Below are 11,838 nucleotides of genomic sequence, written 5' to 3'. Positions count from 1 at the left end.
TCTTGTTTTCAGATGACCGGAGTGCCGCCCGTTACTGCGATGGTGGCGCCCGAGATGTAGCTGGCCTCATCACTGGCGAGCATTACATAAGGTGCGATCAGCTCGACAGGCTGGCCGGGGCGCCCAAGCGGCGTATCCTCACCGAATACATGAACATGATCGCCATGCATTGTAGCCGGGATGAGCGGCGTCCAGATCGGGCCAGGGGCGACGGTATTGGAGCGAATGCCCTTCTCGCCCAGAAGCTGGGCGAGGCCACCACTGAAATTCTGGATCGCTGCCTTGGTGGCGGAATAGGCGAGCAGCCTTGGTTTCGGGCTGTCGGCGTTGACCGAGATCGTGTGGATGATCGACGCACCGCTTTTCATATGGGCCACGGCATGACGCGTGATGCGGAAGGTCGCGCCGATATTTGTCGCGAAGGTGTCGTCCCACTCGTCTTCGGAGATATCTTCGAGCGCGAGGCGCTCGACCTGAAAGGCTGCGTTATTGACGAGCACGTCAAGGCGCCCGAAAGCGGAGACAGTCTTGTCCACGACAGATTTGCAGATTTCGCGTGACTTCAGGTCGCCCGGCAGAAGGATGACCTTGCGCCCTGCCTTCTCGATCCAGGCCGCCGTCTCTTCGGCATCTTTCTGTTCTTCTTCGAGATAGGAAAGCGCGATATCGGCGCCTTCACGGGCGTAGCCGATCGCAACTGCGCGTCCAATCCCTGAGTCACCGCCAGTGATAAGCGCAACCTTGCCTTCGAGACGGCCCGAGCTTCATAGCTGATTTCACCATGGTCGGGCTTGGGTGTCATGGCATCCGTCTGACCCGGAATGCGCTCTTGAAGGGGGGTATCGAAAGGCGGCTTGGGGAAATCTGTCATGGGGAACACCTTCGTGTTGAAGACGGAAAGGGCGCGGCGCCTTGCCAGCCTGTCTTCATCGCGAAAGAGTAAGGTGTAGTTCCCCAGTGAAGAACATCAGGGGACAAAGCCCCTGATGTCGATCGTCGGATCAGGCTGAGCGGATCAGCTTGTGGTTGACGAATTCCTCGATACCGTATGAGGAAAGCTCTCGACCGTAACCGGAGTTCTTGACGCCGCCGAACGGCAGCTCAGGAGCTGTGCCGGTGGATTCATTGATGAATACCATGCCGGTCTCGATACGCTCGGCCAGCTTGCGGCCGTGTTCGACATTGCTTGTATGCACTGACCCCCCGAGGCCAAAGGGCGAGTCATTGGCCAGATCGATGGCGGCGTCGTCATCCTTGACCGAATAGACGATCGCTGCGGGACCGAAGATCTCTTCGTAGAAGATCGGGTTATCCTTGGTCACGCCGGTCAGGAGCGCTGCCTGCATGAAGAAGCCCTCGCGGTCGAGCTGCTTGCCGCCCGTGACGAGGGTCGCGCCATGGGAAACAGCCTTTTCGACCTGGCTCAGGGCCAGTTTCATAGCGTTTTCGCTGCTCATAGGGCCATGAGTGACGCCTTGCTCCAGAGGGTCGCCATACCGGAATTCGGTAATGGCGTCCGAGAGGCGACGGACAAAATCATCAGCGAGTGATTCGTGCACGATCATGCGCTTGGCCGCAGTGCAGACCTGACCGTTATTGGACATACGGCCTGCGACAGCGCGTGGGATGACCTCATCGAGATTGGCATCGGCAAGGACGATGAACGGATCGGAGCCGCCGAGTTCGAGCGTGGACTTTTTCAGCGCCTTGCCTGCCTGAGCTGCGACGGCACTGCCTGCCCGCTCGCTTCCTGTCAGGGCGACACCACGCACTTCAGGGCGTGCAATCAGCTCTTCGGAAACATCGTTGTCGATGAACAGATTGGTCCACGCTCCCTTGGGGGCGCCCGCTTCCAGGAACAGGGCTTCGAACGCCAGAGCGCATTGTGGGACGCCGGGCGCATGCTTGGCGACGACGACGTTACCTGCCATCAGGTTGGGACCGGCGACACGGGCAAGCTGGTAGTAAGGGAAGTTCCAGGGTTCCACGCAATAGATGACGCCCAGAGACTGGCTCAGAACGGTGGCACGGCCCTTGGCAACCTCGATCTCTCGTGGCGCGAGGAATTTCTCGGCGTTCTCGGCATAAAAGCGCAGGATGTTGGCCGAGAGTTCGGTCTCCGCAATCGCTTCCGGAAGAACCTTGCCCATTTCGATGGAGATGAGACGGGCATATTTCTCTTTGCTCTGCTCCAGAATCTGGGCGGCCTTGAGGATGACCGCCTTGCGTTCGTCGAAGCTGCGATGGCGCCAGTCATCATTGTAAAGCTTATGCGCAGCCTCAAGCTTTTCGAAAGCCTGATCCTTCGTGTGGAGTTCGAATTCGCGTTCGGTTTTGCCCGTTGCCGTTGATCGTCCGATAAAGGCTCATCGTGCCTTCTCCTTGTCCTGTGGCCACCCGGTGTGTGTCCGGGTGTTTGATATGGGATAAAAAGGATGAAGCTGCGTGATGGTTGCGTGCAATGTAACGAAACAACGGTTTCGTGCGAACGCCCATGTTTCTCGCCGAGGGGAGAAAACGAGGCTCTCATCTCGGAAAGTGGCTTGGCTTTGAGGTCGATGAAGGGGTACGTCCCTTCATGTCGAAGGTCTTGCGCAAGCGAGTGAAAAGGGAATGCCGAATGAACTGGCGGATCCGGTCAGGATCGGGTTCGAGGCGGCAGCTGTCCCCGCAACTGTGAACGGAGAGTCCCTGCTCAGGCCACTGGGATAGAAATACCCCGGGAAGGCGCAGGCGACGGTGAACCGTGAGCCAGGAGACCTGCCTTCGTCTATGTTGACAGTATGACCGGACGGGTCGATCCGGTTGTCGGAGACACGGATTTGGCAGCTGGATTATTCTTCTCGCGGTCGGGCCTCTCGATTGAAAGTGTGTGCCTGTGAGCGATCACGTCATGAAAGGCACCATGCCGACCGATCTTCTGCGTTGGCGGATTGCGCTCCTTGGGGTGGGTCTGGTTCTGGCCAATCTCGGGCTATGGGTCTGGGCGTTCGTCCTGCTACGCGACAAGCCCCTGCTCCTGGGGAATGCTTTGCTCGCATATGGCTTCGGTCTGCGACATGCTGTGGACGCTGATCACATTGCGTCGATCGATAACGTCACGCGCAAATTTATCCAGATGGGCCGTCAGCCGCTTCTGACCGGGTTCTGGTTTGCAATCGGTCATTCCCTGATCGTTGTTCTGGCCGCTTTCGGCACGGCTCTCCTGTCTCAAGCGATGCAGGCCCGGTTCGAGGCTTGGCGCGACATCGGGAGCGTGACAAGCACACTTATCTCGGCAGGTTTTCTGTTCGCGCTGGCGATCACGAACTTCGTTGTTCTCAGAGGGGCGTGGAAGGCCTGGCGCCATGTCAGAGCGGGAGGCGCTGTCGAAGAGCTGGACATCGACGCGATGTTGAGCCGGGGAGGGCTTCTGGCCCGCCTGCTCACCCCCCTGTTTCGTCTGGTGTCTCGCAGCTGGCATATGGTTCTGCTTGGGTTCCTTTTTGGCCTTGGCTTCGATACGGCGACGGAGGTCTCGCTGCTGGGGCTCTCCGCGTCTCAGGCAAGTCAGGGGGTTTCCCTGGCGACGATCATGATCTTTCCGGCTTTATTCGCCGCTGGCATGGCCCTGATCGATACGGCCGATGGCGTTCTGATGCTGGGTGCCTATCGCTGGGCCTTCGTCGATCCTCTGCGCAAGCTGCGCTACAATATTATTATCACGCTCATTTCGGTGATTGTTGCGGTCGGGATCGGCAGTATCGAGACGCTGAAACTGCTGGGTGACAAGATCGGTTTCGAGGGGCGTTTCTGGCAGCTCGTGTCTCTCGTGAGCGATAGCTTCAACCAGATCGGTTTTGTTGTGATCGGTCTGTTCGTGCTCGCCTGGATGTTGTCGCTGGCCATGACACGAAGAGACAGACGGCGCAGGGGGTGATTCCGGTTGTGGTGCCAGTCAGAAACTGGCGCCAATCTGCATCTGGAAGCTGCGTCCGATCAGCGCTTCGTAATAACGGGCAAGGCTATAGGTGCCTGGGTAGTCAGGCACTGCATCGGTGACATTATTGATGACGAAGCTCGTAGAGAGGTTCTTGGTGATGTCATAGCTGAGCGCGAGATTGAATTGAACAAATGGCGGACGTTGATTGTCTTCATAAGTGTTCGCAGGGACCTGCAGCATGAAAGCGCTCGGTCCGTACCACATTGTTTGCCATTGCGCGGAGAAAGCGCCGCGCTGCCAGGTGGTATTGATCGTGAAATTGTCTCTGGGCGACGCTGTGTTCCCAGTCAGAGGGTAGGCGCTGGCAAGGTAGTTCTGCTGATTTTTGAAATAATGAACGTAGTTGCCTTGCAAATCGATCGTACCCGCGTCGATCGGCATTCCCAGTCGCTGCAGAGAGAAGGTGTACTCAAGTGTCGCTTGCAACGCCTGCGTATCGTAATTGGCGATATTGTAGTAGCCTGACTCGAAGCTTGTGATCTGCCCTGTAGAGTCACGCTGGAAGGTCGAGCAGAACGCATTTGTTGAATAATTTGCTGAGTCGTAACAGGCGTCGAGAAGGTTCTTGGCACTCAGATAGGTGATTGCATCCGTTATCCTGACATCCACGTAGGAGGCTTTCATATCCAGGCCGCGAATAAAGTGGGGACGGAATTCAAGGTGCCCGTATAGCTTTTAGAATGCTCGTTACGCAGTCTGGTGTTGCCGCCTGCAGTCCCGAATACGGTGTAGGAATTGAAGTTCGAGATAAAGGGCTGGGTTATCCCGGCTTTCGCGCAATTTGCGGCGCGCAAGGCAGGGTTGGGGCCGGAAGCGAGACCGACCGACGAGCAGGGGTCAATGCCTCCCTGATAGGTACCCGATTGTGGGGCAAAGAGCTCACCGACAGCAGGATTGCGTGCTGAAACGGCATAGTTCCCGCTGATGCCGAAATCCCGTGTCGGCCACCACGATGCGCCGACCATATAGGTCCAGTAGGCATTGGAGACGCTGTTATAGGTCAGCCGTCCATTGGCTGTGAGTGAAAGGTGATACACACCCGGAACGTGCATGGCAGGTGAGACAAGGGGAACATCGAGTTCACCAAAGCCCTCATGCGTATGATAAGCACCGCCCGTCGTTGGAACAGGCGTGTCATTGCCATATTGCAGCGCGCTTCCATCTGCCTGTTTCCAGCCGCTCCAGTAAGCTCCCGGATCGAAATGATAGGCCTCACGGCGGTGTTCGTAGCCCAGATCCCAGCGTATGTCACCGGCAGGCAGTTTGAGAATGGTGGACCCTATTTCCGCCTGTATGTCACGAAGCGAGTTGCGGTTTGTCGCTCGGGCAAGAGCCGTGACGTAATCGCGTGCCGCAGGGGTCATCTGGTTGAAGCCGAACGGATTAAGCGGAGCGCAGACGCTGCTTCCGGTTGCGATCGGCGCGTTTTCGTACCCGTCAGCACACTGGATAGTTCCGTCGGCAGCGCGTACCGCATTTAGGGCGTTGACCAGATTGGGGACGACCAGTGAGGGCCGGGTCGTGATATCGCTGTACCGGGAGTATTCGCCTCGAACCTTCCAGTCAAAGCGACGGCCCAGTGTCGAGAAGTCCCCGTGCAATCCTCCTTGAAAACGATACATCTGCATCGTCGTGCGGGAGTACCCCGTATCGAGATCCTGGTTGAGTCGGTTGAGATAAAACTGATCGGTGGGGAGGCCCTCGGCTGCGAGAGCCGCCTTGATCGTGTCACGCTCTGCAGTCGTGAGATAAGGGTTATCGGTGCTTAGCGTGAGCGGACCATTTGTCACGCCTTCCGTGAAGAAGCTGCTGCTTCGCGGTCCGTTGGAATTGGGAGTCAGGGCATTATTGACTGTGGCACTGCTCAACATGCCCATTGCGCTCTGGTTGACCGCGCTGCCTCTGGCGTACCAGCTTGCCAGGTCGCATGAAAATGGGGCGTAAGATCGTAATGGCCGAGCAGGGTGAGGTTGATCTTCTCGCTTGGGGTGCGCATCTGTGTGTAATTGCGCAGGGCGACGCCATCGCCATCAACACCAAGAGCGTTGTCCCCTTGGAGAAGCGTGCCGCTATTATATGGTACGAGAGCCTGACCGTTCTGGCTGAAGACAAGCGGGGTGCCATTCGCGCTAGGAATTCCCGCATCGGCAAGCCCTGCATAGGTCGGGCCGTAAACGCCTCCATAGACGGGAAAGTCGCCGTAATTCCCACGCAGTGTTGGAATGCCGGTCAGAGAGTATTGAATCATGCGCGCGCCTGACCCCAATACGTTTGTGTAGGCAGTTTTTTCTCCAAGCGTCGGACGGTGATAAAAGACCGCACCTTCGCTCAGGATGTCTGGTCGATCCCTGAGAAGCATCCCGGCCTGGTTGCGATACTCGACGTCGAAAACAAGACCGCCCCGGTCATGGTCGAAACTTCTTCCTGCCTTGAAGGTGATTTTCTCAGCGGCGTTATCGAGCTTTTGCGACCAGTCTCCCTGAGCGTTTAGCGAGACGCCTTTGTAATGGTCGTCGAGTTCGTAATTGACGACGCCCGCCACAGCGTCGGCGCCGTAGGCAGCACCAGCACCGCCCAGGCGTGTGTCGATGGTTTTGACGAGTGACGTTGGCATCGCACTGATGTCGACCTGAGAGCCGGAACCGACACCATAGATGGAGGCCGAGGCGCCTCCTCCCATACGCATACCGTCTACAAGCGTGAGCGTGCGTTGCGATCCGAGATTGAGCAGGCTGACAAAAGACTGTCCCGTACCGTACATGTTTTGTCCCCCGACCGGAGCATTATCGGGGATGCTTACCGCAGGGTTTTCACGGAGGAGGGCCAGGCCCAGATCCAGATAACCGCGACGTTTGATTTGCTCGCTGCTCAGCGTTGAGCCAGCCATTACGTTGCTCAATCGGGACTGGGTGAGACGTGTGCCGGTCACATAGAGCGTTTCCGTTTCCATGTGCGGCTCAGCGAGAATCTCACGCAGTGATTTTTTCTTTGTTTCCTTGCTGGTGTCTTCTTTCCGGGCAATCTTCGGAGGCGTTTTCCTTGATCCGATCGTCTTCAACGGAGAAGGTTTCTGCGTCGTCTTTGCCTCTGCGATGCTGAGAAACGCAAGTGAGGTACAGCTGCTGAAAAGAGTAAAAACGAGCCTGCGTTTCTTTTTCAGAGGAACACCCTGGATAGCAGTGCGCCCGGGGTTTCTCATCGTGTCCAGCCTCGTTTTCAGGGTATGATCGGAAGGTCTCATGCTATCGCTTCCAAATCAACGCAGAAAATCTCTTTCGATCTTTTGTCACGAAGATACCGTAAGGTGATACAGATGAAGTCTAGAGTTATAAATTCCGAAGATTTTTTTCATTCGATACTTAAAACGAACAATATAAGAAATGCTTTTTCGTTACATTATGATCATAGTAAAATCTATACTATTATATATCGAGCAGATAATCAAAAACTTATGTCATTCCTCTTGTGTATCTTTAGCCGATCGATAAGAGATGAATGTGATTTCATTGGGATTCTTGCTCTGAGAGCGCCCTGTTCGTAGAAATTAAAGCTGCTGAGCAGTTCTAAGAGATTAGATGCCTTCTTAGGGGAAGGGAATTCTTCAATTTTTTGCGCCGCAGCCTCATCGTCGCATCTGTTAAAGGGGCAGTGGAAAATGATCTTGTTGGCTCGAACGGCCGCTGGGGTAGTCTTGCACCAGAGGGCTAACGGCAACAACTGCTGCTCGGTTCGGTCTCGATTTGAGAGGGGAATTGCAGCTAGCCGTGTTCGCCTCTTCCTTCGATGTGCTGCCGCCTGTGGGGTGAAATTGTGATTGGGGGAAACGGCGATGTCATCATCATCGCAGCAGGGGTAACCTCGTCATGGACATCGCTGCAGTTCTTGAGATCGTGCTTCTTCTGCCTGGGTCATCTAGAGGTTATGGCGGGGTTACAGCCACGCCTGGACCAACTGTGACGCGGGTGGGGTGTGGATCTGATTGTTCTGATTTCGCGCGATCTTGTATTGAATTCAGAGGGCTCTGGCTTTTATGCAGACATTCAGAAAGTCGTTTCGCGCTCAGTAGCGAGAGTTAAACAGCCGGGCAGATCAGATGGTAAATGAAACAAGTGACGATAAAACGCTCAGTGGAAACGCGCTACGCCAGGCCTTGATCGGGACTTGGGAACTCGTCTCCTACAGCGTCGAAGAACGTGATACGGCCTGCCTTGTCCCGGCAATGGGAGAAGCCCCGCGGGGGCGTGTGATTTTCACGGACGACGACTGGGTTGCGTTCAATCTGGAGGGAGAGGGCCGGGTTCCTGCCCGCAATGATCTGGATCGGGCGGCGCTTTTGCAGACGCTCGTCTCTTATATCGGACGTTTTAGGATCGAGGGAAATGCCTGGATCACTCAGATTGAGACAGCGTGGGTGCCGGAATGGGTTGGCTCAGAGCAGAAGCGTTTCGTCACCATTGAAAACGGCTTCGCAGACGTTTCCACTCCGTGGCGCTATATGCCGAACTGGGCTCCCGACAAGATGACGCGAAGCCTCATCCGTTTTCGTCGGATCTCTCCTGCGGGCAAGGCGAAAGTCATGCCGGCCTAATTTCGTGATCTCGGTGTTTTGAGTTTGATCACGTAGGCAATAATCGCAGCAACAGGTTTGAAGAACTCAGGCGGGATCTCTGTATCCAGAGGTAGGGTGTAGAGGCCGCGTGCGAGGGGCGGGCTGTTCACGATAGGGACGCGGGCGTCCTGAGCCGCGTCGCGGATACGGGCTGCGAGTTCGTCTTTCCCCTTGGCGACAATTCTGGGCGCTGCTGCTTCCGTACTCTCATACGACAGAGCGACGGCGTAATGAGTGGGATTCGTCACCACGACAGTCGCTTTTTTGACTGACTGGATCATGCGTTGCCGGGCGCGGCGCATGCGCAGATGGTGACGTTTTGCCTTGATTTTCGGATCGCCATCTTCCTGCTTGGTCTCGTCCTTGACGTCCTGATGGCTCATTTTCAGCTTCTGCATCCGGCTATACCGGGTCCAGAGCTCATCCAGACCTGAGATGAACATTTGGACGAGTAGAATGACAAGAGTGGCGTAGATGAACCAGGAAATGAGTTCATAGGTCAGGCGGCGCAGCGTCCATCTCTCGGCTTCCGGGGCGATCGCCAGTGTTCCGTTGGCAATATTGTAAAGCACGATCCCGAAGATCAGAAATTTTGCGATACTCTTCAGGAGTTCGATGACGTTCTTCATACTGAAGACACGTTTGACACCTGTGATGGGTGAAAGGCGCTTCAGATCAGGGGTCAAAGCCTGAGGACGGAACAGGAACTGGGTCTGGAATAGGCTGAATCCGACCACAACGAAGATGCTCACAAGCACCAGAGGTGCCATGAGGATGAAGCCTTCCTGCAACGCCTGGCGCAAGACCAGGCCTATCGTGGCCATATCGTCGATAGGCGTTGAAAAATGCTCGATGAGCCCATGCATGTGATTGACGAAACGGGAGGCCGAGGTTGCCCCGACGAAAGAAAACACAGCAAGGAACGCGCCCAACACCAGCAGCATCTGGGTTTCGCGAGATTGGGCGACGTTGCCATCTTCTCGCGCCTTGGCAAGTCGTCGGCCTGTAGGAGCTTGCGTGCGATCTTCGCTACTGCTTTCCTCTGCCATCAGCCCACCCTTATCGCAGTATGTCTCTCAAATAGCGCATCGAGTGCGGACGCGTTTTGCAAGATCGAGGCAGCCAGTCTAGCGCTGCCCATGAATTCCGGGAAGTTCTGACAGTGCCTCCTGCATTCGCTCCTGCCAAACGCCGGTGATAACCTGAATCAGGAGGGCGATGAGCAACACGCCTCCAAGAAGCTGTGCAGGCATGGCGATACCATAAACCTGGATAGAGGGCATCAGGCGGTTCAACACGCCAAGCATGGCCGGCCAGAGCGTGCCGATGAGGACGAACGGTGCAGCATATTGAAAGCCGAGCTTGAAGCTGAGTGCCGTACTGATGACGAGCGCTTTGGCCATGTCATTCACGAGCGGCATCTCGCCCGGTGGGAAGACGCTATATGATCCTGTCAGGGCTGCAAGCGGCAGGACGTAGAGCCCGGTTGTCAAAAACAGGACAGGAATCAGGGAAGAGGCCATGTGACTGATTGCGGTGCTTGAAGCGCCAAGGTCCGGATCGGGCTGCAACACACTGGCTAGGCCGGTAAAGGTCGCAATGAACTGCATGGCAATGACCAGAGAAAGGGCAACCAGCTTTGCAATCCAGCCGATAAAAATCCCTACAAGAAGTTCCTGACCAACGGCTACGACGAGCAAAGTGGGGCTCGTGAGGATGTGTGTCGCCAGCTTTTCGAGCTGAGGCTGGACCACCGGCATGATCAGGACCGAGATTGTGATGGCGAGACCGGCGCGCACGACCATGGGAGAAGTCGATTCTCCGAAGCCAGGCGCAGCCATGATCAGGGCGCTGACCCGGCACAAGGTCAGTATGAAGATAGCCGACAAGACGGGTAGAGGAATAGAGAGGTCAATCATGGGCTACTGCGACGCATGAGGGAAACACGGGTTGTTGGCCGTGCCGTTCATGACCCCCCGGCGATGACCATTTGATCGAAGATCTGCATGGCGTAGCTATGCAGCGTCGCATACAGGAATGAACTCGTAAGCATCAGTGCCGCCGTTGCGGCAACAAATTTCGGGACGAAGGAGAGTGTCGCTTCATTGACCTGTGTGACGGCCTGAAAAAGGGAGACCAAGATGCCAGCCGCCAGCGACGCAAGAAGCGACGGAGCACCCATCTTCACTGCAACAAAAAGACTTTGTTGCAGAATTTCATGGATATCGACGGTTGGCTGCATGGTCGCTCAGCGTTAGACTGACATCTTCATGATGTCCTGATAGGCCTGAACGAAGCGATCACGAACGGTTGTTACCGTTTGCAGGGTCATCTTGGCCTCGGCCACAGATGTTGCGATCGTGGTCAGATCGCCTCCCCCTGAGAGGCCTGTAGCCGCTTGTGTTTCTGCGGCTTTGCCGACATGGATGGCGCTTTTCAGGGCGTCTCCAAGGACGTTGCTGAAATTGGTGACACTATCAGTCGATTGCTGGCTGCTATCGCTCTGGCCCATGCCGGTTTGCAGGCTGCGTTGGGTTTGTCCGTAAGCGTTCAACGCATCAAGACTACGGGTGGTGACGTCGCTGATCATGGGTCTACACCAATTTTGAAGGAGATCGTGATGAAGCGATAAGTCACTTCCTTTAAGCGTTCGTAACGTGATCTGATGCCTGCGGCAACATGTTTCGAGATCTACTAATTAAATAGGGTGGAGCGGTTCGTTTGTCGCGAAAAGGAACGTTTTCTAAACCATTTTCGTGCAAGACGCCTTATCTCATGGGTGTTCTTGCAATACGCTCCCCCCGAATATGATTTGAAACGATGGCTAAGGAAAGAACGAGTGCCAGGAACGCTGGAGCTTGCTCCCAAGGCGCGTTGCGTCTTCTATTGTGCGGGGGCTCTTGCAGCCCTGACCTCATTAATGCCTGCGAGCGCTCTTGCTGGTCCGATCGCGGTGGATCAAGGGACGGGAGATAGTATCCGGTGCCCTTCAGGCATTGTCCGCGTTGCGGAGATAGAGGCGATAATACAAGGTGACGCCAATCGCTCTGGAGGTCAGACGATTGGATCAGCCTCTGTTGAGATCTGTGCCGATAACGAGACCAAATACATCGACATTGTCACCAGAGGGGCCCCTGATGAGGCGGCTGGCAACGGATCACCTGGACGTAAAACGGGCGTTGACGGGTCGATTCAGATTCATGGTCGGACAGCACGGTTGAATGCGAATATCTATGTTCCGCTGACC

The 11,838-nt window shown here is 55.8% G+C and carries 10 protein-coding genes, 2 pseudogenes and 1 riboswitch; of the genes and pseudogenes, 3 read left to right on the top strand and 9 right to left on the bottom strand.

Annotated features, from left to right (window positions below):
• Positions 1-8: 8 nt before the first annotated feature.
• Positions 9-871: pseudogene (locus JCM15831_RS18620) on the bottom strand (SDR family oxidoreductase).
• Between the two features lie 130 nt (positions 872-1,001).
• A pseudogene (locus JCM15831_RS18615) lies at positions 1,002-2,370 on the bottom strand (NAD-dependent succinate-semialdehyde dehydrogenase).
• A 199-nt stretch (positions 2,371-2,569) separates the two neighbouring features.
• Positions 2,570-2,782: riboswitch (cobalamin riboswitch) on the top strand.
• 111 nt (positions 2,783-2,893) lie between these two features.
• On the opposite strand from JCM15831_RS18615, the gene JCM15831_RS11530 reads away from it, so the two are divergent.
• On the top strand, positions 2,894-3,919 hold the full coding sequence (locus JCM15831_RS11530; RefSeq protein WP_156938859.1) for a HoxN/HupN/NixA family nickel/cobalt transporter: 1,026 nt from the start codon (positions 2,894-2,896) through the stop codon (positions 3,917-3,919).
• 18 nt (positions 3,920-3,937) lie between these two features.
• Here the strand turns inward: JCM15831_RS11530 and JCM15831_RS23400 are convergent, their stop codons facing one another.
• Genes JCM15831_RS23400 through JCM15831_RS21950 form a run of 3 tightly spaced genes read right to left on the bottom strand, consistent with a single transcriptional unit; the run spans position 3,938 to position 6,932 of the window.
• Positions 3,938-4,606 (bottom strand): TonB-dependent receptor domain-containing protein, encoded by a 669-nt coding sequence (locus JCM15831_RS23400; protein ID WP_051528477.1) that lies wholly within the window; start codon positions 4,604-4,606, stop codon positions 3,938-3,940.
• The gene (locus tag JCM15831_RS21955) at positions 4,603-5,853 is read right to left on the bottom strand and encodes a TonB-dependent receptor (protein ID WP_198024312.1); all 1,251 of its coding nucleotides are present in this window, start codon (positions 5,851-5,853) and stop codon (positions 4,603-4,605) included. Before JCM15831_RS21955 ends, JCM15831_RS23400 begins: the two co-directional genes overlap by 4 nt.
• Positions 5,847-6,932, bottom strand: a complete 1,086-nt coding sequence (locus JCM15831_RS21950; RefSeq protein ID WP_198024311.1) for a TonB-dependent receptor plug domain-containing protein — start codon at positions 6,930-6,932, stop codon at positions 5,847-5,849. Before JCM15831_RS21950 ends, JCM15831_RS21955 begins: the two co-directional genes overlap by 7 nt.
• Before the next feature lie 1,143 nt (positions 6,933-8,075).
• Between JCM15831_RS21950 and JCM15831_RS11520 the strand changes: the two genes are divergently transcribed.
• Entirely contained in the window at positions 8,076-8,570 is a 495-nt protein-coding gene (locus tag JCM15831_RS11520; RefSeq protein ID WP_025824383.1) for a lipocalin-like domain-containing protein, read from the top strand.
• Here the strand turns inward: JCM15831_RS11520 and JCM15831_RS11515 are convergent.
• The 4 genes from JCM15831_RS11515 to JCM15831_RS11500 all read right to left on the bottom strand — a co-directional run bounded on the left by JCM15831_RS11515 (position 8,567) and on the right by JCM15831_RS11500 (position 11,181).
• Entirely contained in the window at positions 8,567-9,640 is a 1,074-nt protein-coding gene (locus tag JCM15831_RS11515; protein ID WP_025824382.1) for an EscU/YscU/HrcU family type III secretion system export apparatus switch protein, read from the bottom strand. The two genes, JCM15831_RS11520 and JCM15831_RS11515, sit on opposite strands and share 4 nt — an antisense overlap.
• Positions 9,641-9,718: 78 nt before the next feature.
• On the bottom strand, positions 9,719-10,510 hold the full coding sequence (locus JCM15831_RS11510; RefSeq protein WP_035774406.1) for a flagellar biosynthetic protein FliR: 792 nt from the start codon (positions 10,508-10,510) through the stop codon (positions 9,719-9,721).
• A gap of 47 nt (positions 10,511-10,557) precedes the next feature.
• On the bottom strand, positions 10,558-10,833 hold the full coding sequence (locus tag JCM15831_RS11505) for a flagellar biosynthetic protein FliQ (protein ID WP_025824380.1): 276 nt from the start codon (positions 10,831-10,833) through the stop codon (positions 10,558-10,560).
• Positions 10,834-10,845: 12 nt separating this feature from the next.
• Positions 10,846-11,181, bottom strand: coding sequence for a flagellar hook-basal body complex protein FliE (locus JCM15831_RS11500; RefSeq protein ID WP_025824379.1), 336 nt, complete (start codon positions 11,179-11,181; stop codon positions 10,846-10,848).
• 249 nt (positions 11,182-11,430) lie between these two features.
• Between JCM15831_RS11500 and JCM15831_RS18605 the strand changes: the two genes are divergently transcribed.
• A partial coding sequence (locus JCM15831_RS18605) for a hypothetical protein (protein WP_035774404.1) occupies positions 11,431-11,838 on the top strand: 408 nt, incomplete at its 3' end.

Source organism: Asaia astilbis JCM 15831 (assembly GCF_000613845.1).
Taxonomy (GTDB): Bacteria; Pseudomonadota; Alphaproteobacteria; order Acetobacterales; family Acetobacteraceae; genus Asaia; species Asaia astilbis.
Note: the sequence above shows the minus strand (reverse complement) of the source record. Positions and strands in the feature narration are given on the sequence as shown.